This window comes from Paenibacillus sp. BR2-3 (assembly GCF_046529485.1).
In the GTDB taxonomy this organism is placed as follows: domain Bacteria; phylum Bacillota; class Bacilli; order Paenibacillales; family Paenibacillaceae; genus Paenibacillus_AQ.
In genome coordinates this window covers 152743-175906 of record NZ_CP126311.1, presented here as the reverse complement: position 1 = coordinate 175906, position 23164 = coordinate 152743, and the positions used below count along the sequence as shown (strand labels likewise).

23 protein-coding genes and 1 tRNA gene are annotated in these 23164 nt (G+C 50.0%); 2 read left to right on the top strand and 22 right to left on the bottom strand.

Annotated elements, in window-relative coordinates:
• Positions 1–7: 7 nt before the first annotated feature.
• From gpmI to PaeBR_RS00870, 5 genes are all read right to left on the bottom strand, one after another.
• Positions 8–1552 (bottom strand): 2,3-bisphosphoglycerate-independent phosphoglycerate mutase, encoded by a 1545-nt coding sequence (gene gpmI / locus PaeBR_RS00890; RefSeq protein ID WP_410513066.1) that lies wholly within the window; start codon positions 1550–1552, stop codon positions 8–10.
• Between the two features lie 2 nt (positions 1553–1554).
• Positions 1555–2307, bottom strand: coding sequence for a triose-phosphate isomerase (gene tpiA / locus PaeBR_RS00885; protein ID WP_410513065.1), 753 nt, complete (start codon positions 2305–2307; stop codon positions 1555–1557).
• A gap of 24 nt (positions 2308–2331) precedes the next feature.
• On the bottom strand, positions 2332–3513 hold the full coding sequence (locus tag PaeBR_RS00880; protein WP_410513064.1) for a phosphoglycerate kinase: 1182 nt from the start codon (positions 3511–3513) through the stop codon (positions 2332–2334).
• Positions 3514–3683: 170 nt separating this feature from the next.
• Positions 3684–4694 (bottom strand): type I glyceraldehyde-3-phosphate dehydrogenase, encoded by a 1011-nt coding sequence (gene gap / locus PaeBR_RS00875; protein ID WP_410513063.1) that lies wholly within the window; start codon positions 4692–4694, stop codon positions 3684–3686.
• 116 nt (positions 4695–4810) lie between these two features.
• Positions 4811–5863, bottom strand: a complete 1053-nt coding sequence (locus PaeBR_RS00870; RefSeq protein ID WP_410513062.1) for a sugar-binding transcriptional regulator — start codon at positions 5861–5863, stop codon at positions 4811–4813.
• Positions 5864–6157: 294 nt separating this feature from the next.
• Between PaeBR_RS00870 and PaeBR_RS00865 the strand changes: the two genes are divergently transcribed.
• Together PaeBR_RS00865 and clpP are read left to right on the top strand one after the other, a co-directional pair.
• A tRNA-Arg gene (locus tag PaeBR_RS00865) sits at positions 6158–6232 on the top strand.
• A gap of 192 nt (positions 6233–6424) precedes the next feature.
• Positions 6425–7021: an ATP-dependent Clp endopeptidase proteolytic subunit ClpP gene (gene clpP / locus PaeBR_RS00860; RefSeq protein WP_410513061.1), complete on the top strand. Its 597-nt coding sequence runs from the start codon at positions 6425–6427 to the stop codon at positions 7019–7021.
• Positions 7022–7104: 83 nt separating this feature from the next.
• Here the strand turns inward: clpP and PaeBR_RS00855 are convergent, their stop codons facing one another.
• From PaeBR_RS00855 to hisA, 17 genes are all read right to left on the bottom strand, one after another.
• A complete protein-coding gene (locus PaeBR_RS00855) occupies positions 7105–7743 on the bottom strand; it encodes a GDSL-type esterase/lipase family protein (RefSeq protein WP_410513060.1) in 639 nt (212 codons plus the stop codon).
• Positions 7744–7924: 181 nt separating this feature from the next.
• Complete coding sequence (locus tag PaeBR_RS00850) at positions 7925–8677, bottom strand: SIMPL domain-containing protein (RefSeq protein WP_410513059.1); 753 nt, start codon at positions 8675–8677, stop codon at positions 7925–7927.
• Between the two features lie 115 nt (positions 8678–8792).
• Complete coding sequence (locus PaeBR_RS00845; RefSeq protein ID WP_410513058.1) at positions 8793–9317, bottom strand: GNAT family N-acetyltransferase; 525 nt, start codon at positions 9315–9317, stop codon at positions 8793–8795.
• Between the two features lie 85 nt (positions 9318–9402).
• Positions 9403–9672: an HPr family phosphocarrier protein gene (locus tag PaeBR_RS00840; RefSeq protein ID WP_410513057.1), complete on the bottom strand. Its 270-nt coding sequence runs from the start codon at positions 9670–9672 to the stop codon at positions 9403–9405.
• A gap of 97 nt (positions 9673–9769) precedes the next feature.
• Complete coding sequence (gene whiA / locus PaeBR_RS00835) at positions 9770–10699, bottom strand: DNA-binding protein WhiA (protein WP_410515031.1); 930 nt, start codon at positions 10697–10699, stop codon at positions 9770–9772.
• Positions 10700–10704: 5 nt separating this feature from the next.
• Positions 10705–11646 carry a gluconeogenesis factor YvcK family protein gene (locus PaeBR_RS00830; protein ID WP_410515030.1) on the bottom strand — a complete coding sequence of 314 codons (942 nt, stop codon included), beginning with the start codon at positions 11644–11646 and terminating at the stop codon, positions 10705–10707.
• 56 nt (positions 11647–11702) lie between these two features.
• Entirely contained in the window at positions 11703–12602 is a 900-nt protein-coding gene (gene rapZ / locus PaeBR_RS00825) for an RNase adapter RapZ (RefSeq protein WP_410513056.1), read from the bottom strand.
• A gap of 54 nt (positions 12603–12656) precedes the next feature.
• A complete protein-coding gene (locus tag PaeBR_RS00820) occupies positions 12657–13607 on the bottom strand; it encodes an ROK family glucokinase (protein ID WP_410513055.1) in 951 nt (316 codons plus the stop codon).
• A gap of 214 nt (positions 13608–13821) precedes the next feature.
• Positions 13822–15087 (bottom strand): DUF438 domain-containing protein, encoded by a 1266-nt coding sequence (locus PaeBR_RS00815; RefSeq protein ID WP_410513054.1) that lies wholly within the window; start codon positions 15085–15087, stop codon positions 13822–13824.
• Between the two features lie 32 nt (positions 15088–15119).
• Positions 15120–15347, bottom strand: coding sequence for a DUF1858 domain-containing protein (locus PaeBR_RS00810; RefSeq protein WP_410513053.1), 228 nt, complete (start codon positions 15345–15347; stop codon positions 15120–15122).
• A 194-nt stretch (positions 15348–15541) separates the two neighbouring features.
• A complete protein-coding gene (trxB, locus tag PaeBR_RS00805) occupies positions 15542–16495 on the bottom strand; it encodes a thioredoxin-disulfide reductase (RefSeq protein ID WP_410513052.1) in 954 nt (317 codons plus the stop codon).
• 25 nt (positions 16496–16520) lie between these two features.
• Positions 16521–18260: a tetratricopeptide repeat protein gene (locus PaeBR_RS00800; RefSeq protein WP_410513051.1), complete on the bottom strand. Its 1740-nt coding sequence runs from the start codon at positions 18258–18260 to the stop codon at positions 16521–16523.
• A 226-nt stretch (positions 18261–18486) separates the two neighbouring features.
• A complete protein-coding gene (locus tag PaeBR_RS00795; protein ID WP_410513050.1) occupies positions 18487–19437 on the bottom strand; it encodes a ribose-phosphate diphosphokinase in 951 nt (316 codons plus the stop codon).
• A 24-nt stretch (positions 19438–19461) separates the two neighbouring features.
• On the bottom strand, positions 19462–20289 hold the full coding sequence (gene hisJ / locus PaeBR_RS00790) for a histidinol-phosphatase HisJ (protein WP_410513049.1): 828 nt from the start codon (positions 20287–20289) through the stop codon (positions 19462–19464).
• Between the two features lie 15 nt (positions 20290–20304).
• On the bottom strand, positions 20305–21006 hold the full coding sequence (gene hisIE / locus PaeBR_RS00785; protein ID WP_410513048.1) for a bifunctional phosphoribosyl-AMP cyclohydrolase/phosphoribosyl-ATP diphosphatase HisIE: 702 nt from the start codon (positions 21004–21006) through the stop codon (positions 20305–20307).
• On the bottom strand, positions 21003–21761 hold the full coding sequence (hisF, locus tag PaeBR_RS00780) for an imidazole glycerol phosphate synthase subunit HisF (RefSeq protein WP_410513047.1): 759 nt from the start codon (positions 21759–21761) through the stop codon (positions 21003–21005). The genes hisIE and hisF overlap by 4 nt, the downstream gene beginning before the upstream one ends.
• A 624-nt stretch (positions 21762–22385) precedes the next feature.
• Positions 22386–23123: a 1-(5-phosphoribosyl)-5-[(5-phosphoribosylamino)methylideneamino]imidazole-4-carboxamide isomerase gene (gene hisA / locus PaeBR_RS00775; protein WP_410513046.1), complete on the bottom strand. Its 738-nt coding sequence runs from the start codon at positions 23121–23123 to the stop codon at positions 22386–22388.
• Between the last annotated feature and the right edge of the window lie 41 nt (positions 23124–23164).

Below are 23164 nucleotides of genomic sequence, written 5' to 3'. Positions count from 1 at the left end.
ATATTGCTTACTTGCGGCTGGCAATCATGGATTGTCCGGTCATTTCCGCAGGCTGCGGAAGTCCCATCAGATCCAGAATGGTCGGCGCTACATCAGCCAGGATACCGGAATCACGCAGTACAACATTCTCATCCGTAAGGATGAACGGCACCGGATTCGTGGTATGAGCTGTGAACGGGCGACCGTTCTCGTCAAACACCATATCCGCATTACCATGGTCTGCGATAATGATCGCGACGCCGCCTTTAGCGACAACCGCATCTACTACTTTACCCACACACTCATCCGTTACTTCCACGGCCTTGATCGTTGGCTCCAGCATGCCGGAGTGCCCTACCATATCAGGGTTCGCAAAGTTCAGGATAATGGCATCTTGTCTATCAGCTTCGATTTCCGCTACGCAGGCCGCTGCCACTTCGTAAGCACTCATCTCAGGCTTCAAGTCATAGGTTGCCACTTTGGGGGAATTGATCAGGATACGGGTTTCACCCGGAAGCTCCTCATCACGTCCGCCACTGAAGAAGAAGGTTACATGCGGGTACTTTTCAGTTTCCGCGATGCGCAGCTGCTTCTTGTTCTGCTGAACAAGCACTTCACCCAAGGTGTTGTCCAGGTTCTTCGGTGCATAGGCTACGTAGCCTTGTACCGTTTCGCTGAACGTGGTCAGGCATACGAAGTGTAAATCCTGCGGGAACAAGGGACCACGGTCGAAGCCGCGGAAATCCTGGTTAGTGAAAACTTGCGACAGCTGAATGGCACGGTCCGGGCGGAAGTTGAGGAACACAACGGAATCCCCGCTCTCAACTGCAGTTACCGGCTTGCCTTCGCTGTCCACGATTACACTAGGCTCAACAAATTCATCATACACGGAATTCTGGTAGGATGCAGTAATAGCCTGCAGCGCATCGGTATATTTAGGACCTTCGCCATAAACCATAGCGCGATAGGCTTTCTCTACGCGTTCCCAACGTTTGTCGCGATCCATCGCGAAATAACGTCCGGAAACTGTAGCGATTGTTCCTACGCCGACTTCCTCAATCTTGGCTAGCAGATCTTGAACGAACTTTTGTCCGCTGTCAGGAGCTACGTCGCGGCCATCCATGAAAGCATGGATATACACTTCATGCATATCTTCTTTCTTGGCTAGATCAAGCATTGCAAACAAGTGCTTAATATGACTATGTACCCCTCCGTCGGATACAAGCGCATACAGGTGCAGCTTCTTGCCGGTTGATTTGGCGCTTCTTACCGCTGTAACCAGCGTCTCATTGTCGAAGAACTCTCCATCACGGATAGACTTGTCAATGCGAGTCAAATCCTGATATACGATCCGTCCTGCACCAATATTTAAATGTCCCACTTCGGAGTTGCCCATTTGCCCTTCCGGAAGACCAACAGCTTCACCGCAAGCGGTAAGCGTAGTATTGGGATATTGAGTCAAATAACGGTCATAATTAGGTTTGTTAGCTTGGGCAACTGCGTTACCTTCTGCTGTGTTGCGCAAACCGAAACCATCCATAATGATTAAAGCTACGGGTCTTGGTGCGGACATCCTTACTTCGCCCCCTCAACTAATGAAACGAAGGAAGCAGGCTGCAAACTGGCACCGCCAACAAGGGCGCCGTCGATGTCGCTTTGGCCCATATACTCAGTTACATTCTCAGGCTTCACGCTACCGCCGTATTGAATGCGAACTGCATTAGCTGTTACATCATCATACAAATCTTTTACAAGGCTGCGGATGTAAGCAATAACTTCATTTGCATCTTGAGAAGTGGAGGATTTACCTGTGCCAATAGCCCAGATCGGCTCGTAAGCAATAACCACTTGTGCGGCTTGTTCAGCGCTGAGTCCCTCGAAGGCAGCTTCAGTTTGTACTTTACATACAGACTTGGTCTGATCCGCTTCACGCTCTTCAAGCTTTTCGCCTACGCATACAATTGGAGTGATTCCGTGACGGAAAGCCGCATGCATCTTCTTGTTCACGATTTCGTCCGTCTCGCCAAAATATGCGCGACGCTCGGAGTGGCCGATAATAACATAATCTACACCCAGATCCTTCAGCATTACACCACTGATTTCACCTGTGTAGGCGCCATTATCTTCGAAATGCAGGTTTTGTGCGCCAACCTTGATGCTGGTGCCTTTTACCGCTGCTACCAAAGCAGGCAGGTTAGTGAATGGAGCGCAGATGACAGTTTCTACGCCTTCTACTTCTGCTTGACCTTTGATTTCAGCGATAAAGCCTTCTGCTTCCGGAACGGTTTTGAACATTTTCCAGTTGCCGGCAATAATTGGTGTTCTCATAACTTGTTTGCCTCCTTCTACGTCTTACTTGTCGTTCAGTGCTTCTACGCCAGGAAGCGCCTTGCCTTCCATGAACTCGAGTGATGCGCCGCCGCCAGTGGAGATATGATCCATTTGGTCAGCCAGGTTGAATTTCTCCGCTGCAGCTGCGGAATCCCCGCCGCCGATTACAGTGTAGCCTTCAGTGGTAGCACAAGCTTTGGCAACTGCAATTGTACCTTCGGCAAAAATGTCGATTTCGAACACGCCCATAGGTCCGTTCCATACAACCAGCTTGGAGTTCTTGATAACGTCAGCATACATTGCTGCAGTTTTCGGCCCGATATCCAGACCCATCCAGCCTGCCGGAATTTCATTGATGCTAACTACTTTCGTGTTGGCATCCGCGCCGAATTTATCAGCAACCACTACGTCTACCGGAAGCAAGAAATTTTTGCCAAGCGTTTTTGCTTTCTCGATGAATCCGAGGGCCGCGTCGATTTTTTCGTTGTCTACAAGGGATTCGCCGATTTCGAAGCCTTGAGCTTTAGTGAACGTGTAGGAAAGGCCGCCGCCGATCAGTACATTATCAGCCAAAGTCAGCAGGTTATCGATAACGTCAATCTTGTCTTTAACCTTGGAACCGCCAATGATCGCCGTGAAAGGACGTTCCGGATTGGAAAGTGCTTTACCCAGAACGGACAATTCCTTCTCCATGAGCAGACCGGATACAGCCGGCAAGAAATGAGCGATGCCTTCTGTCGAAGCGTGAGCGCGGTGTGCCGCACCGAAAGCATCATTGACAAACAGGTCAGCAAGCTCAGCGAATTGCTTCGCCAGTTCAGGATCATTCTTTTCTTCGCCTGGGTAGAAACGGACATTCTCAAGTACGATTACATCGCCTTCGCCAAGCTCGGCGATTTGAGCTTTTACCGCTTCGCCAATAGCTTCATCAGCCTTTGCTACCGGTTTGCCGAGCAGCTCAGACAGACGTTCAGCTGCAGTCGTCAAACGCATGGAATCTACGAATTGACCTTTAGGACGGCCCATATGACTCGCCAAAATTACCTTTGCACCGTTCTCAATCAGGTATTTAATCGTTGGAAGTGTTTCACGGATACGGGTATCATCTGTGATTTTGCCGTCTTCCATAGGAACGTTGAAATCCACGCGTACAAATACGCGTTTTCCTTTTACTTCTACATCACGGACACTCTTCTTGTTCATGTCTGTTTCCTCCACACCCAAAATTTATACAATCAGGAATCCAAGGAATATACTTTCAAGAAATATAAGCAAAGTATGAAGTGAACTTATACTTTGCTTATATTCTCAGAAAGAGCGGAAACAATGAAGTTCTGTTTCCGCTCTTAAGCTGGACTTATATTAAGTCGATATTACTTGGCGATTTTTGCAAAGTGCTCCAAAGTACGAACCAATTGTGCAGTGTAAGACATTTCATTATCATACCAAGCAACAGTTTTAACCAGTTGTTTGTCGCCAACAGTCAATACTTTAGTTTGGGTAGCATCGAACAGGGAACCGAAAGTGATGCCTTTGATGTCGGAAGACACGATTTCATCTTCAGTGTAGCCGTAAGTTTCTGGATCGGAAGCTTCTTTCATTGCTGCATTGATTTCCTCAACAGTTACGTTCTTATCAAGAACAGTTACCAATTCAGTCAGGGAACCAGTTGCAACTGGAACACGTTGTGCTGCACCATCAAGTTTGCCTTTAAGGGCAGGGATAACCAGACCGATTGCTTTAGCAGCACCGGTAGTGTTAGGGATGATGTTCTCAGCAGCTGCACGAGCGCGTCTGAAGTCACCTTTAGCGTGTGGAGCATCCAAAGTGTTTTGGTCGCCAGTGTAAGCATGAATAGTAGTCATCAAGCCTTCAACGATACCGAACTTGTCGTTCAATACTTTAGCCATAGGAGCCAAACAGTTCGTTGTGCAAGAAGCACCGGAAATTACAGTTTCAGTACCATCAAGAATGTCATGGTTTACATTGTAAACGACAGTTTTCATGTCGCCTGTAGCTGGTGCAGAGATAACGACTTTTTTAGCTCCGCCTTTCAAGTGCTTCTCAGCTGCTTCCAAAGTTGTGAAGAAGCCTGTGCATTCCAGAACGATGTCAACACCGAGCTCGCCCCAAGGCAATTCTTCTGGGTTGCGGTTCGCAAGAACCTTAACTTCTTTACCGTTTACTTTAAAGAATCCGTCATGTACTTCAACATCACCTTTGAAAGTTCCTTGAGTTGTATCATATTTCAACAAATGAGCAAGCATCTTAGCGTCTGTCAAGTCATTGATAGCTACCACTTCGATACCTTCTACATTTTGAATACGGCGGAATGCAAGGCGTCCAATACGTCCAAAACCATTAATACCAACTTTTACACTCATTGAATAGTTCCTCCTAGATTTCGTTTTATTTATTCAAGACAGGCCGTAAAGCTTGTCAAGACAACAATGTTAAGTATAATGCAAAATGTCGGATTGCGCTCCCCACATAATGGAAGCTAATGCACTAAATGTACTTGTTCATCAATTTCTCTGCCGATTTCAACTGCAGCTGCTTCGTCTGTGACCAGAATATTCTCCTGGCCGAACCGGAGCATCGCATGAATAGCTTTGGACTTGCGTCTACCACCGGCTATACCGACTATGACTTCCGTCCGGATAATATCCTCAAGACGTAATCCCATTGTTAGCATAGTATGGACAACCTCGCCCTTTTCATTAAAGTAATAACCGAACGATTCGGCTACCGCGCCTTCCCCCTGAATTTCAGAGACCGTTGCCTCATCCAGCTTCCGGCGGCGGGTCATTTCTATGGCATCCCCGATTCCGTGCACAATAATACGTGAACGGCGGATGATCTGCACAATCTCCCGGGTATTGGAGTCCTGGGCAAGTGACTGGTAGGCATCTTCACCAAGCAGATCCGGGACATGAAGCAGCCGGTATTGCGCTCCAACCCGTTTTGCCATCGTGGAAGCAATGGTGTTCGCTTGAATTTCCATGCTTTCTCCCAAACCTCCGCGTGCCGGTACGAACCAGGCATCCTTGTAGGAAAGGGTTAGCGGCGGTGTAAGCTGATCCGCCATTTCGGCCAGTGTAGAGCCGCCGGTAACAGCAATCGTGTCGTCGCACCTCAGTACACCGAGCAGCGCCTTGGCACCTGCGCGACCAAGCTCGCGTTTGGTGAATGGCGAGGTTTCACAATCGCCAGGCACAATGATTACTTTACTCAGACCGTATGTAGCCCGAATCTTCTCCTCCAGATCATCCAGACCAAACAGGCTCTTTGCGACTGGCTCCAACAGATCCAGCAAGTTTCGACCGGCATCGCTGATGCGCATCCCTACACTCTCGATCTCGACAAGCCCCTGCGATTTCAGAAGATCCGTCTCGGCACGCAGGGTTCGCTCCGTCATATCCAGTGAAGCGGCCAGCGTTCTGCGGCCAATAATATCGGACAGCATGATCTGATGAAGAATCGTATACCGTCTCTTAAGGGTTTCCATGAGATCAGGCAGAAGCTGCTTTTGTATTTCTAATAAGTTACGCATGCTTTCACTCCTGCAACTTCGTCTTTCTCTATCCCCTTGTTCATGGTCTTAAAATGTCCCGGGCTCACTTTTTAAGTCCCACCCATATTCTAACCAAATATTGCCCTGAAAGCAAGTGCTCCGAGAGTAGAATTCACAACCTCTTTTCTTCTTATACATTATTGCCGTTAAATGGACCCCTAAATAGAAATGCTGACGCAGTGCTTCATGCAATGGGGCCGCTACATCCTGAGCTGAAGAGTTGTTAGATATATCTTGCTTTTAGGTTATGCCTGTAGTATAATGAATTTTGTTGCGCCCGTGGTCCAATGGATATGACGTAGGCCTCCGAAGCCTGAGATCCAAGTTCGATTCTTGGCGGGCGCGCCATTTTTTATATGAATATGTATTTTTACAACGCTCATAGTATACTTTAACCAAAGTGCCAGTGGATGGCTCTTTTTTTTTGCAATAAGTTTGACTTTCTTTGACTTTTTGTTTGAATTTGTTTATCATGTGGTTATTACGGTAAGAGTAACAAAGAAGGACATTACAATAGCCAATATCAAGGAGGTTTTCCACGTGAGTTATATTCCTATGGTCGTAGAACAAAGCAACCGCGGCGAGCGAGCTTATGACATCTATTCCCGCCTGCTGAAGGACCGCATCATTTTCCTTGGAACAGAGGTTAATGACGTGGTAGCCAATTCCATCATCGCGCAAATGCTGTTTCTGGCTGCCGAGGAACCGGAGAAGGATATTCATCTCTATGTGAATAGTCCGGGTGGTTCCATTACTGCGGGTATGGCTATTTTTGATACAATGCAATACATTAAACCGGACGTCTCCACCATCTGCGTGGGCATGGCTGCTTCTATGGGAGCTTTCCTGCTTAACGCAGGCGCCAAGGGCAAACGTTTCGCTTTGCCGAACAGTGAAATTATGATTCACCAGCCTCTGGGCGGCGCACAAGGCCAGGCCACAGATATCGAGATCCGTGCACGCCGTATCCTCAAGCTTCGCGACAAGCTGAACCGCATCCTGTCTGAGCGTACCGGCCAACCGCTGGAGCGGATTGAGAAGGATACAGACCGCGATTACTTCATGAGTGCTGCTGATGCAGCTGAATACGGTATCGTTGATAAGGTTATCGAGAAGCCACTGGCAAGCGGTGTGTAAGAAAGTTCAGCCATCATAGGAATGTAAAATAACCCGTATCTGCTCTCCGGCAAATACGGGTTATTTTTCTATATATACTTGTGTTATCTTAGCCATCCGTAACCTAGTGCATTCAATTGTCCCGCTATTACACGGTATCCCCGCCCGTTCGGATGCAGATGATCCAGCGACAGCAACGCCTTCTCATTTCCGGCAAAATGACTGTATATGGCGGCAAATCTGCAGACCCCGTTAGTATATTGTGAAGCATAACGATTGAAATGCAGCACCCATTCCGTCGCTTCCCCAAACTGCGGGAAAGGATTATATAAACCAACAATCCGGATGATATAGGGCTCGCGGGCTCCTGATTTCAGTTCTGCTATTGTCCCCATAATCCCGGTAAAATTCCGTTTGCATTCCTGCAAGGCTCCGCTGAGTATTCTTGATGAATCCCCCTGCTGTGCGGCTGCAGACTTAGCGGCACGAATCAGATCATTGCCGCCTATCGAAAGGGTAATTAGATCGGATTGCCGCAGCGCCATCCGGTATAACGTATTATTCCGTAACCGCTGTCCCAGCTCCGCTGTGGTTGATCCATTCACTCCCAGATTCGTGGAACTCACAGTTGTGCCCAAGCTTGTCTCTGCCATTCTTCGGTACACCGGTACAAAGCCGTTGCCCGGCAAAGCCCCAAAGCCGGTCGTCAAAGAATCACCAATCGCGGTATACTGATAACCCATAAGTTACCTCCTCCCCTCATAAGCTAGATCCTTTCTTTAGCATATGAAGGGTAGGAGGACTGCGTAACAGAGAGATGTCCTCGGCTGGCAATCGCGGAGGACATCTTTTAAATCCTTATTTCAAGCGGTCAAACGGACTGCTTCCATTAGGCAGTAATTCGCTGAACAGATTACGGATGATCTATTTCAATTCATACGTAACGCTGAGCATAGTTGTAACCTTGACCTCACCCGGCTGCACAGAGGTGCCTCCGGCGGAATCAGCCGCAGTTGATTGCATTTTCAAGTTTTCGTAGTAGATAGGGTTGTTGCTGATGTCGTTCTGGCTTACATTGATGACCATACCGAGACTGCGTTTGGCAGCCTTGGCAATCGCCCCTGCTTTAACGTCGGCGTTAGCCATTGCTTTCTCAATGACCTGTGCTTCAAAAGCTGAGGAATCTTCGATAGCGAAGCGGGCATTGCCGATATTGTTCGCGCCAGCGACGGAAGCAGCATCGAGCAGCGAGCCAACTTTATCCAGATTACGGTAAGCTACCTCCAGGGTATGGTGGGCATTGTACCCCTTCACCTTCTGGCCTTCTTTTTCACTGTAGCTGTAATTGGGCTGTACATAGAACTGGGTGCTTTGAATATCCTTGTCCGCAATACCCCATGTGCTCTTCAAAAGAGCGGTCAGCTTGGCAATCTTGGCTCCATTACTTTTTTGCGCTTCCTGGGCTGTTGCCGCTGATGTATCGACGCCAATGGATAGATACACGATATCCGGCTTGATCGACAGCTCTCCTTTTCCGACTACGCTAACAACGTTTCTCTGCACATCCTCGGCAAAGGCCTTTTCCGGACCCTTGAATGCTCCGCTCAGTCCGATCCCCCCCATAATTAAGCTTCCCGCCAGCAGCACTGATCCGACCGATTTGACCCATCTTTTCACGCTTGCCATCCCCTTTCACTTTTTTCAAATGTTTGTACTCTTTAGACGAGACTGCCTGCCAAATGTTGCATCGTTTCTTCACGGATAAAAAATAATTGTGGCGCTCCTCCAAAGATTATGCCTCGATCCAGAACCGTTTAACCACATTCCCGTCTTCCTCGGTGTAAGGAGTATCCTCGGCACCGCCATTTTTACGGATCGTTTTCTCAGACGCGATATTGATGGCATCACAGACGACTAACGCCTTATGTATCCCCAGCCTCTTGGCCTTCAGCAGCGATTGATTCAGCAGCTCACTTGCATATCCCTTTTGTCTCTCGGAAGGGCGGATGCCGTATCCAATATGACCGCCGCTGTTCAACAGGTATTCAGTTAGCCGGTGTCTTATATTGACTGCGCCCACTACCCTGCTGTCGGCAGTTGCTAACCAATAGGTAGAAGAAGGCACCCAACCCTCCGGTAGATCCAAACCCCGCTCGTTATCCACCAGAAACTGCAGCATATTTTCGAAATCGGACGGATCTTTACGAATTACCCAGGGAACCATTTCTTCTCCGCTATGTATCCAGTCCTCATAAAAAGCCAAATATTGCTCCCTCAGCTCTATACACGGCCTTATTAAACGAACAGTTGTATCCATTATTTTCCCCCTGATCAAGAATTTCAGGTATTAAAAAAAGCCCATAAAGGGCTTTTGGTCAATCATTTAAGTAAGGCCTTGCAAATTACTGGTTCTCCAACTCTTCCTTGCTAACAAGGCTCATCAAAGCCGTTACAGCCTGATCCGCATCGGCGCCATCCGCGCTGATATAAATCTCCGTGCCCGAGCTGATCGCAAGACTCATGATCCCCATGATGCTTTTGGCATTTACTTTTTTATCGTCTTTTTCCACGAAAATCTCCGACGAAAACTTGTTGGCTTCCTGCACGAATAACGCTGCCGGCCGAGCATGAAGGCCTGTCTTCAACCGGACAACTACCGGGTGCTTTGTCATGAAACGCTTACCCCCTATTTTAGATCTGCCCAAAAATTTTCACATTAAATTTATAATATTATATCATTATAACTTATTCCACACTAGAAAAAAAATATTAGCCGCCCCGCACCTTATCCGCCAGTTCATCGATTTTGCGAAGTCTGTGATTAACACCGGATTTGCTTACCGTACCCTTGAGCATTTCCCCGACTTCCTTGAGGTTAATATCCGGATGGGCCAGCCGTATTTCCGCCACTTCCCGCAGCTTATCCGGCAAGCTCGCAAGTCCAACCTCTCTCTGCAACAGCTTGATGTTCTCAATCTGCCTCACGGCTGCACTGATGGTTTTGTTCAGGTTGGCCGTCTCACAGTTAACAATGCGATTGACGGAATTGCGCATATCGCGCATAATCCGCACATCCTCGAATTTGAAAAGGGCCTGATGCGCCCCGATCAAATTAAGGAATTCGATAATTTTCTCGCCTTCTTTAATATACAGGATGAAGCCTTTCTTCCGCTCAATGCAGCGGGCGTTGAGATGAAACTCACCTGCCAGATCCACTAGCGCCTTGCAGTGCTCCTCATACATGGAAGCAATTTCCAGATGGTACGAGGAACCCTCCGGATTGTTCACAGATCCACCGGCCATGAATGCACCGCGCAGGTACGCACGCTTACAGCAGTTCTTGCCCACAATCTTCTCGTCAATGCCGTCTGTAAAAATAAAGCCCTCAGAAACGATTCTGAGGTCGTTCAGAATTTCCTGCACACGGCTGGGGATTCTGACGATATAGACGTTATTTTTCTTCAAACGCATTTTTTTACGCACGAGAAGCTCAATATGGACCTGGTAATATTTCTTAAGCAAGGAATAAACCCGCCGTGCAATCGCGGCATTCTCCGTCGAAATGTCCAGAACTACCTTTTTGCTTGAAAGCTGCACAGAACCGTTCATCCGGATCAGTGCTGACATTTCCGCTTTCTCACAGCAGGGCTGGCTCTCGACCATCGTCAGCTCTTTTTTAGTCAGTGCCGCAAAAGACAAGGGTCTCACCTCTTTCTTGTAATCCAATCTTGAACAAGCTGATATATATGATGGCTAAGCTTATCGGTATCATGCCTCAAGTAGGTCTTAAATAATACCAGCTTATCCGCAATTACCTTATACCCATTGCCATCCAGCGCTTCCCGGTCCAACTGCACCGGGCGGGCGCCCTTCTCGGCATATTTACTCTGCACCTGCGGCGGAATTTCTCCGTCGTTGACAATAACATAATCAAACAGATGCAGTCCTATATGATCATATACGGCCTGCAAATGGTCACTGACCTTATAGTTGTCCGTTTCACCGGGCTGAGTCATGACATTGCAGACAAAAATTTTGATTGCTTCCGAAGACACGATCGCTTCTGCCAGCTTCGGTACCAGCAGATTGGGCAGGATGCTTGTATATAAACTCCCGGGGCCCAGCAGTATTGCATCCGCGTTCTGAATGGCCTCCAGCGCTTCCGGCAACGGCTCCACATCAGCCGGCTCCAGAAACACACGTTTAATTATGCCTCCGGCTTCAGGAATCTTAGACTCGCCGGTAATGAATGTCCCATCAGCCATTTCCGCGTGGAGCACCACAGCCTCGCCTGCGGCAGGCAATACCCGGCCACGGACGGCGAACAATCGGCTCAGCTCCCGGACAGCCGTGACGAAGTCACCGGAGATGTCCGTAAGCGCGGCAAGGATCAGGTTACCCAGGCTATGTCCTGCCAGCCCCTCGCCGCTGCTGAAGCGGTACCTCATGATATCGGCCATCAATGGCTCTACGTTAGCCATCGACGTCAGAACGTTGCGGATGTCTCCCGGTGGCGGCATTTGCAGCTCACTGCGCAGGATCCCGGAGCTGCCCCCGTCATCGGCTACCGTGACAATGGCTGTAATGTCGAGCGGCTTCTCTTTCAAGCCGCGAAGCATAACAGACAATCCGGTTCCCCCGCCCATAACAACGATACGCGGCCGCTCTCTTTGTTCTTCAGCCACTGTAATCCCTTCTCCCGTTAGTGCCGATCGCGTTCGGCATCCCGATGACTAACCGTTACCGATTCTGTCTCACTGACTCCCAGCATCTTGCCTAAATATTCAGAAATGGCCACAGAACGGTGCTTGCCGCCTGTACAGCCAATACCGATAATAATCTGGGACTTGCCTTCCTTACGATACTGTGGAATCAGAAAATGAAGCATATCGAGCAGCTTGGTCAGGAACGCCTGCGTTTCGGGCCATTTCATTACGTATTCATAGACATCGCTTTCTTGACCCGTCTTAGGTCGCAAGTGGTCAACATAATGCGGATTGGGCAAAAAACGGACATCGAATACCAGATCAGCATCAATAGGTATGCCGTATTTAAATCCAAATGAAGTGATATTGACGGAGAGTGTGCTTTTGCCCAGGTGGGAAAAACGGGATACGATCTTCTCCTTAAGCTGTGCCGGCTTCATGCTGCTTGTGTCCATAACCTGAGTGGCTGAGTTCTTCAGTTCCTCCAGCATTTTGCGTTCCAGCCGGATTCCGTCTAGCGGCATCCCTTTGGGCGCAAGCGGATGATGCCGCCGGCTTTCCTTGTAACGCTGTACGAGCACCGAGTCCGTTGCATCCAGAAACAGAATTTCGCAGCCGATTGTAGACTCGTTCTTAATGTAGGTAAGGGATTCCGATAAGGCAGTGAAGAATTCCCGCCCCCTTAGGTCAATAACAAGCGCTACCTTGGCGATTTTGCCTTTGGACTGCTCAATGAGCTCTGCGAACTTGGGAATAAGTACCGGAGGCAAATTATCAACACAGAAAAACCCTAGGTCCTCCAGGCTTTGTACAGCAATAGTTTTACCTGCTCCGGACATTCCAGTAATAATGATCAGGGTTGCCCCAGCCGACTGAACAGTCTCGAGCTCGGTCATAAAAGCGTCCCCTCCCCAGATTATAGTATATGATTAAAATAATTGCGTTGTGTTCTAAGAACGAAGCAGCAGGCCGGCAGCGCCGACGATTCCGGCATCATTGCCCAGCTTCGCCGGGATGATGGATACCCCTGTCTGAAGCGGTGCTGGTGCCAGCTTGGCGAACACACGGCGAACCTCTTCGAACAGAATGTCGCCTGCTTTGGATACACCGCCGCCGACGATGAACACTTCAGGGTTAAGCACCGCAGCTACAGCCGCCATGGATTTGCCCAGGTAAAAAGCCGAACGGTTTACAATGCGCAGCGCAACCTCGTCGCCTGCTTTTGCCGCATCGAATACTTCCTTCGCCGCAATCTTTTCTACCAAAGAGAGAGAGGTCCGGTCGCCGCGCGCCACCGCATCATTTGCCATACGAATAATGCCGGTTGCCGAGGAAACGGTTTCCAAACAGCCCATGTTTCCACATCCGCATTGAATCGCTTCCAGATCAGGAACTACAGAAATATGACCCAGCTCGCCAGCCAGACCGCCAAAACCCTGATAGATTTTGCCGTTAACAATAATTCCGCCGCCCACTCCGGTTCCCAGCGTATAGCAGACGCAATTATCAATCCCCTGCCCCGCGCCGCTCCAGGCTTCACCGAGTGCAGCTACGTTCGCGTCGTTGTCTATTTTGACAGGCTTATTCAATCGACCCTCCAGAATGGCACGGATCGGCACATCTCTAAAACCTATGTTAGGCGCAAGAATGATGATTCCTTCACGGATATTCGTAAACCCGGCTACTCCCGCTCCGACACCGGCAAGCTGATCCCATGTGTAAGGTGAGTCCTCCACAATTTGACGCACATACTTCTCGATGTTATCGATGACGGTATCGACGCCGTCCGCTGTTCCTGTAGGTCCCTCATAAGTGTGCAGCAGGTTCCCTTCGGCGTTGCAGATTCCAACCTTGATTGCGGTTCCGCCCAAATCCACGCCAACGTAGATATTTTCAGACATGTAACAAGCCACCTTTTTCTATGCTAAAATAGTTAATCCTACGTACCCACTATAATAGAAGCCCCCTCTGCGGTCAAGGAAAGGCGGCACACCCGGACAAGCTATTATACAATAAGTTTCTGGAAGGGGAAACGGCGTGGCTGCATTCTTATTTCCCCAAAAAAACAACCTTGCCTATGCAGCAAGGAAGTCGTTCTCGTTCTATGAAACTATGCTATTCCGACAAAATACGCTTTTGTCCCTCCAGCGCGCGGATCGGGGCAATATTTTGCGTAAATTCCAGGGTTCCCATATAGCGCCCCTCCGCGTCGCGAACGGCAAAGTAACGAATATAGATGAATTTATCTTTAATCACAATCCAGAAGTCCTCCGCATCCTTTCGGCCGGCCTTGAAATCCTCCAGCAGCTTCTCTACGACATGCACACTTTGCGGCGGGTGACAGTTCTGAACGGTACGGCCAATGACGGCTTTGGTCCGGGCAAAAATGCGCTCTTTACCATGGGAGAAATAACGGACGACATCATTCTCGTCAATAAACGTCAGATCCACCGGCAGATGATTCAGAACGGTCTCCAGCTGATGCAGAGACAGAAGACCTGTCTCAAAACGGATAAAGCCTTGCGGAGCGGTACCTGCTTCTTCAGACTGGACGGCTTCTTCGCCACCTTCCGGCTCACCGGCACGCTCAGGAATCCATTCTCGCTCCGGCGCGGTCAGACAGAAACCGATCTCATCGCTCTCCCGGGCAATTTTGACCCACTCATCCTCGGTCAGCTTATCCAGCGCCATCGGCAGAAGAATATTCTCTTCCTTGAAGATCATTTCATTGACTTCCGTAATAATAAGAGCAAGCTGTGCGCCAATCTCTGTTTTGTCCCCGTTATAATTGCTCAGCAGCGTCTTGGCTCCCTTTATCATACTGCGGATGCCGTCATCGACGCCCCACATTACTTTGGTCGGACCATAAATGCCGTACTTTTCGAGGTAAGGAAAGACCAGATTTTCTTTACGGCTGTAGTGCTTATCGAGGTCGAGCAGCAGATTCAAATCTTCCAGCAGCTTGAAAATAATATCCTCGCTGTCGTTCTTCTGGAACTTATCGGCATGGAGCGCCAGACGGAAATTGACCAAACGCTCAATCTCCCGGTTCTCCAGCTTGAACGTATGCACAGGGTGACCCGGCTGTTCCTCCGACTTGGATGAACGGTGAATCTCCTCAATCGAGCCTTTAAAGATGGCCGTATGCACCGAGCATAAACGTTGCACCTCGGAAACCGGAATGCCTTCCTCTGTCATTAGCGAGTGCTCCATAGCGGAAATTTCCGCTACCGTTACGTCCCCCACCGCTTCGGCAAACCGCGCCTTCACTTCATCTACACTTTTGCCGGCGTGCAGCTCCTTGATAATTTCCTTCAGCATCGCCTGGCGGCGGGTTTGCTCCGGTACATCCAATTCACGATTGTTTATCAGTTCGCTCATTTATTTCCTCTCCTTTTTGAGGTCTAAATCATCTATTCAAGAACCTTAAAGCCATGACTCTGAAACGTTAGCTTAACGGTATTGAGGTCCATTTTCTTAATCTTGATTCCTTTGGATAACGTCATGAAGCGGCCTGCGGTCTGCAGCATTCCCGGCTTCGCAATATCACGAAAGCCCAGCTCAACCATAATCCCTATGACCTCCGGATGCCGGGTCGCCAATTCCAATATGGACTCTTCCATATTCAGCACCTTTTCCATATACCTCTTCTCCTTTGTCTGAGAACTATTCTCAATATCAGATTAGCACAGGCCCTATAAGGGGATTGTGATCCCAGTCACAAAGTCAAAAAGAATGCGAAAAAGCCGTCCCCTTCGCTTTTTACAGCTTGGAGGACAGCCTTGTATTTTGATCGCAATTACATAGAGACTATGCTCCTACATTGCGTTATTGATTATTTATCGAGTGATTCGCTCCAGTCATGCACCATCGTGCCTTCCAGGAACTTCTCCGCATCCATTGCCGCCATACAGCCGGTTCCGGCAGCAGAAATCGCCTGACGGTAACGGGTATCCTGCACATCGCCGCAAGCGAAAACGCCAGGAATGTTCGTTTCTGTCGTGCCTGGGTTTACAACGATATAACCATTGGCATCCGTCGTAATCTGTCCGCCCAGGAAAGCCGTGTTCGGCGTATGGCCGATAGCGACAAACACCCCGTCAGCTTCAACAAGCTCTTCGAGACCTGTCTCATTGTTGCGCACCATCAGCCCTTTTACGCCGGTATCACTGGTTGCTACCTCAAGCGGGGTACGGTTAAGCGCCCACACTACCTTGCTGTTATCGCGCGCTCGGTCCTGCATGATCTTCGAAGCGCGGAGCTCCGGACGGCGGTGAACCAGGGTTACGCTGGAAGCGAATCGGGTCAGGAAGCTGGCTTCCTCCATTGCAGAGTCGCCCCCGCCCACCACGATAATCTTTTTGCCGCGGAAGAAAAATCCGTCGCAGGTAGCACAAGTGCTGACCCCGCGTCCAACGTTCTCCTGCTCACCTGGAATCCCCAGGTATCTGGCAGAAGCACCCGTCGAAATAATGACCGATTCCGCCTCCAGTACACCTAATCCATCCACGGTTACTTTGAATGGCCGCTTAGAGAAATCCACCGACTCCACCCAGCCGTTTTTAAATTCGGCACCGAAACGCTCCGCCTGCTTGCGCATGTTATCCATGAGATCAGGACCCAGAATCCCTTCGGGGAAGCCTGGAAAGTTCTCCACTTCCGTAGTCGTTGTCAGTTGTCCGCCCGGCTGCAAACCTTCAATCACCAACGGGCTCAAATTGGCACGCGCCAAATAGATGGCGGCAGTCAGCCCGGCCGGGCCTGTTCCGATTACAATCGTTTTGTACATAACAGTGGCCTCCTCACAAGGGGTTTTATATATTTTCAGTAAACGGCGGGAACCGTTCAGTCACGCTTTGCTTGATATTACATTCTTCATCCATGCGCCGCGCATAACGGCTTACCATGGACGGCGACACTCCATAACGCAGCGCCACTTCACGGTAGGTGACCGGCCGGCTGTGCAGCTTCGCTGTTAAATACTCCAGGGCGGCGCACCATCCTTCGGCATGGCGGAAAAAAGGAACATCCGGATATAGATTGCCCACAAATTGCTTCCATAGTAATTCTGCATCCTTCTTCTGGGCTGCATCATACCTCCGGTCCATCATGCCGACGGTCTGGTCAATGATTCTTTGCCAGTCCTCTTTCCATTCCGGCTGTACTTTGTGCCAGGGAGCGGAGACGGGTTCCTCTCCCAGAAGGGGTTCCGTCTCTGTGTCCTTACCGGTCAGCCTTTGCAAACTAAGCAGGGCTGCTGCTTGAAGCTTATCCTCTTGTAGTGGCTGCTGCTCCAGAATTTCCCGCAGTACCTCGGACATCTCTTCATCCTCAATCCACCGTAGGGCCTGCGTCACCTGCAGCTTCGTATTGGAGTCTCCATAGCGGAGCGCCCAGAAAAACGACGAGCGAATCAGCGGATTGGTCCGCACTTCCTCGGCGAAGCTGCCTTTGTTATCCTTCCACAGCTTCAACTGCTCTTGAAAAGGCAACTGGTAGTTATAGCTCACAGGGGGAACCGGTTGATGTTCTTTCTGAGCCTGCTGCAGCTGAGCCAGATAGAACCGCGGGACCACTCCTTCCGGATCCAGCTTGCCGGCCTGCCGCCAGCAGCGCTGCGCTTCGGCATATAGCCCGCTGTTGCTTGCCGCTGCTGCACAGTAATGATAGAGACCGGCATCGCCGCCTACCTCTTCATCCTTCAGCAGCCGGCGGAAGTGCCCGTAAGCGATTCTGTGACGGCCCAGAATACCCATCGTTGTCGCAAGTTTAAAAACATGTTCCTGGTGGAAAGGGATGGTTGCCTCAAGCATGCGCAGCAGTCTCTCCAGCTGTTCGTGAGCACCTTCGTACTGGAGGAAGATAGCCAGATTACAAAGTGCGTGCAAATCACCAGGTGCAAGATCCAGCACCCGCCCGATAGACTCCTTGGCCTTGGCGAACCGGCCCATATAGAAATACGCAAGGGCGAGATTATTATGCGCCGCCAAAAAGTCTGGCGTATTCTTCAAAATATCCTCCAGCAGCTTTACCGCTTCAGTGAACTTGCCTTCTTCAAGGAGTGCTCTGGCACGGTCGTGCTCCACCACACCTTCCCGGCTTCTGATCCGGTTAAGAGGGGCGGGACGATCCAGCTCATAGTTCAGAAGCTCCATCAGCTCCTCCGATTCCAGAAGAAAGTCGCCGTTCACATCCTCCTCCAGGTACTTCACCAGACAACGTTCTGCTTCCTCAAATCTTTCCATATTAGCGTAATTATTAGCCATATAGAAATGACACTCTGTTAAGGCGGAGTCAATATTCTCAAGCACATGGGACAAAATATCATTTGAAGCTTCATAATTGCCCATCTCTGATAATATACCCGCCATGTTACAATGATTGACCGGATTATCCGGCTCATATTCTACTGCTTTGCGAAAATTTTTTAATGCCTTATCATATTGAAAGCGATCCATTGACCGGACGGCTCTTTCAAAGAAAAAATTGGCATCCAGAGTGATGGGAATAACCTTTCCGTTGCTCACATCCTGCTCTGAAGTTCTCTCAATCATGGAAGCAAGGCACCTCCTTGTAAGCTTCCTTATCCTCACGAAAAATAGGAGGTCGGTGCCTCGCGGCCTACCGGTTCTCCAAACTTAAACGTGTTCCGTTTCCATTTAGGGTCCCGGCTGTCTTCACACAGTATACCACAAGTGCGGGCAGGATTCTCAAATTGAAGGGGCCTTGGATTCACCAAATTCAGAGAAAGAAGTATGGACGTTAAAAAAGACGGGGATATTAAATTCCCGCGTCTCTGAACAGCTTATCGATAGACCCGCCTTCGATAATAATATGGGTGGCTTGCGCCAGCATCGGTGCGACGGATAAAACGGTAAACCGGCTTGAATGGTCTTCCGGCAGCAAAATGGAATCTGTAATAACTACCTCATCAATCCCGGGATGCTCCAGCCGCTCCAGAGCAGGTCCCGAGAACAGTCCGTGTGTTGCGCAGACAATACTATTCTTGGCGCCTCGTTCCTTCAGGCTTTCAACCACATTGACTATAGTCGTTCCCGTGTCTATCAGATCCTCAATAATAATGGGTGTACGTCCTTCCACATCTCCGATAACATGTGTAATCACTGATTCATTATGAGTCGGTCTTGTCTTGATCATAATCGCAAATGGCGAACTCAGCCGGCTTGCCAGCTTCTCGGCCATAGAGGCACGGCCTGCATCCGGAGAGACTACAACGAGATCATTAAGTCCCTTTAGCTTCAGGTGGCCGCTGATCAAGTCGAGCGCTGTAAGATGGTCTACTGGAATATTGAAAAAGCCCTGAATAGCAGCGGCATGCAGGTCAATGGTAATCACCCGGGTAGCCCCGGCTGTCGTTAATACATCAGCAACCATTTTGGCGGAGATGGGTTCCCGCGGAGCCGATTTGCGCTCCTGTCTGGCATAGCCATAATACGGAACAATGATGTTAACCGTACGGGCAGATGCCCGTTTGGCTGCATCAATCATGACCAGCAGCTCCACAAACATCTCATTAATGGGATGGGAGAGGGATTGCAGCAAAAATACGTCACAGTTCCGGATGCTTTCTTCGTAATGCACGTAAATCTCGCCGCTCTTGAAGCGGGTCAGCTTAATCTGCCCCAATTCCACACCAAGCCGGGCCGCAATATCTGCCGCCAGCTTCGGATTCGACGAACCGGAAAAAAGTCGCAATTGATGATGCTGCATAATGCCCTCCCGTGATTTTTTATTTTATAGCTTGAATGGCACGGAGGTGCGGCGGCGGCCTTCAAATACGGCCAGCTCGCGAAACCCCGTCTCCCACAATAGCCTGCGGGCTTCCGGCAGTCCTTCACCCAGTTTAGCAGGATCATGTGCATCCGACCCCAGTGTAAGCGGGATGCCCAGCTCCAAAGCCTTCCCCAGCACATGCTCAGCCGGGAACATCTCTTTACAAGGCTTAGTCAACCCCGAAGCATTCAGCTCCATAGCGATTCCGCTGGCTGCTATCGCTTTCAAAGCGCTGAACTCAAGCTCTCTGACTTCAGCTTGGCCCTCTTCAGTCTCAGGGACATATCCAAAACGTTTGATGACATCCATATGCCCTATAATATCATATAATCCGGATGTTGCCGATTTACTTACGGCATCATAATAACGCCGGTACACTTCCATGACATCCTTGCCTTCCCAGCCATGAACCTGCCGGAAATCCGTAATATCCCATTCCCCAAGAAAGTGAACAGACCCGATCAGATAATCCCACGGATAGGGGGCTAAGAGGTCACGGATCTTTTCCTCATAGCCTTCAATATAATCCGCCTCCAAGCCGACACGCAGATCAATTACCCCCCTGTAGCGCTCTTTGAGCGCCAGGCACTCTTCCACATATCGGGGCAGCTCCGCAAGCGGCATCGCCATTTCCGGGTAGTAATGATCCGGGTCCACATGTATAAGCGGCAGGTGGTCAGACAGCCCCAGCTGCGCAAGCCCCAGCTCGATGCCGCGCTCCACGTACTCTTCCAGCTTGCCTATCGCATGGCCGCAGCGTTCATGGTGAGTATGATAATCGATATGCATGAAAAAGGCTCCCTTCTAATCGCGGCGCGGCCGCTCGTGGCGGGCGCTGAGCTCTGCCATAATTTCGTCCAGCGGCAGCTTGCGCTCCTGCAGAAGCACCAGCAGATGATACATAAGATCGCTGATTTCCAGGCGCAGCTCGGCATTGTCTTTATTTTTGGCGGCGATGATGGTTTCGGAAGCTTCCTCGCCTACCTTTTTCAATATTTTATCGACACCTTTATCAAATAAATAGGTAGTATACGCACCCTCGGGACGTTCTGCTTCACGCTCGGCAATGACACGTTCCAGCTCGCCCAACACCGCGAAGCGTTCCCCGTAAGCTGCTTTGGCCCCAGCCTCTTCAGCCTGTTTGCCTTCAAGTGGAATCTCACGGAAGAAACATGAAGTGGCCCCTGTGTGACATGCAGGCCCTTCAGGATTCACCTTAACCAGCAGTGTATCGCTATCACAGTCATAATGTATAGAGGTAATGGCCTGTGTGTTGCCTGAGGTGCCACCTTTATGCCACAGTTCATTCCGCGAACGGCTCCAGAACCATGTCTGTCCGCTCTCCAGCGACAGCCGCAACGATTCAGGATTCATATAAGCCATCATCAGTACTTCCTTGCTAGCCGCATCCTGTACTATAGCAGGCAGCAGGCCGCCTTCGTTCCAACGTATTCCTTCCAAGATCTCTTCCCGGCTCAGGGCTGTATTCCCTCCCTCGTAACTCATCGGATCTCCACCCCTTTTTGCTTCAAATCTGCCTTAAGTTCGTTTATCGCAATTTCTTTATAGTGAAAAATCGTAGCCGCCAGTCCGGCATCCGCCTTACCCTTGGTAAATACATCGTAAAAATGATCCTTCATCCCGGCTCCCCCGGAGGCAATAACCGGTATGCCCAGCAGATCACATACGGCCGACGTCAGCTTCAGATCGAACCCGTCCTTCGTGCCGTCCGCATCCATACTGGTAAGCAGAATTTCGCCCGCGCCCAATCGTTCAACCTCTTTAGCCCAGGTCAGCGCACGTATTCCGGACGGTTTGCGTCCTCCATGCGTGTACACTTCCCATTCGCCCCAAGTCTCATTATATTTGGCATCAATCGCTACGACAATACACTGTGAGCCAAAACGGCGGGCACCCTCCAGAATGAGCTGCGGATTGTTTACAGCGGCTGTATTGATACCGATTTTGTCGGCACCAGCACGTAAAATGGTCTTCATATCCTCTGGTGTCGATATCCCGCCTCCAACTGTAAAAGGAATTGCGATTTCTCCGGCTGTCTGCCGTACCACCTCAACCATCGTAGCCCGGCCTTCCACCGATGCGGAAATATCCAGAAACACCAGCTCATCCGCGCCCTCACGGTCGTACAGTGCCGCCAGCTCCACCGGATCTCCGGCATCGCGCAGATTCACAAAGTTGACGCCTTTGACAACCCGTCCGTCTTTAACATCAAGACAGGGTATGATTCGTTTTGCCAGCATAATTATAAATCCCTCCTTTTTTGCAAAGGCTTTTTCGATCCCCCTAAATCCCCCTTAGCCAAGGGGGACCCCAAGGGCCCCGGCCCTCTGGACACCCGGAACTTGGCGCAGGCGGGATAAAAGCGCTCCTTAGATTACATTGTGCTATGATCGCTAATCCCTGCGGGACCGCTTGAACTAATGGCGCTCCTGCAGGGAAAACATTAAAAGATTAAACCCTTAAACCTTAAACCCTTAAACCTTTAACCTTAAACCCTCGTGTTCCACGTTTTTGGCCCCTGAAGGGACGACGGGCTTCACGCCGTCTGCGATAAGGAATATAAGGCTGAACAAATTACAACAGTCCGCGCGTCAGGTCTTAATTGCACAACGTGCAGTTATTTGCCTATCGAACTGACAAAATTAGCATTTAAGTGTATTGCGTACAATTAAATCTGAGGAATATGCTTACAACACTATATAGACCCATTTATAGCTGTACGAAGTGCAGTTAAATGCACCTGAGGACGCTAAATGATGCAGATAATTGCACGAAATACAATTAGCGGCATCGATTCATAACAAACGGTCTGAATCCGTCTTCATGCAGCATCGGCAGCAGCGTTCGATGACTCTTGCGGATAGCTACTTCTGTCCCAATGCCTGCAGCGCCTCAGCCAAGTCGATATTACCGGTGTACAGCGCTTTGCCGACGATGGCTCCGCCGATGCCGCTGGCGCTGTGAACATTAAGGCGCAGCAGATCATCCATTGTGGTTACTCCGCCGGAGGCGATAACGGTTGTGCCGCTGGCCGTTGCCATAGAGAGGATGCCTTCCACATTGGGGCCCTGCATCATACCGTCACGAGAAATGTCGGTGTAGATAAAGGTCTCTGCCCCTTTGGAGGCCAGCTGCTTGGCCAGGTCTTCTGCACGGGTCTCCGAAGTGTTCAGCCAGCCATGGGTAGCGACGAATCCGTTGCGGGCATCGATGCCAATGGCTACTTTATCCCCGTACTTGCCCAGGACAGCTTCCGTGAATTCACGGTCGTTAATAGCGGCTGTGCCGATAATGACACGGCTGACTCCGAGCCCCAGCAGCTTTTCGACGTCTGCAAGACTGCGGAGGCCGCCGCCAACCTGAACGGGAACATTTGCATTAGCAGCGATAGCGCCGATTATGGCATCATTAACAGGATGACCGGCCTTGGCACCGTCCAGATCCACAAGGTGGATGAATTGCCCGCCCTGCTCCTCCCACGATCTGGCTACCTTTAAAGGACTGTCATTATAGACCGTTTCCTGATTGTAATCGCCTTGCTTCAGTCTGACGCATTTTCCGTCCCGGATATCAATCGCCGGATACACAATAAAAGAAGACATGTGACGCTCCCCGCTTTCGTTCAATATGTTTATGGGCCATG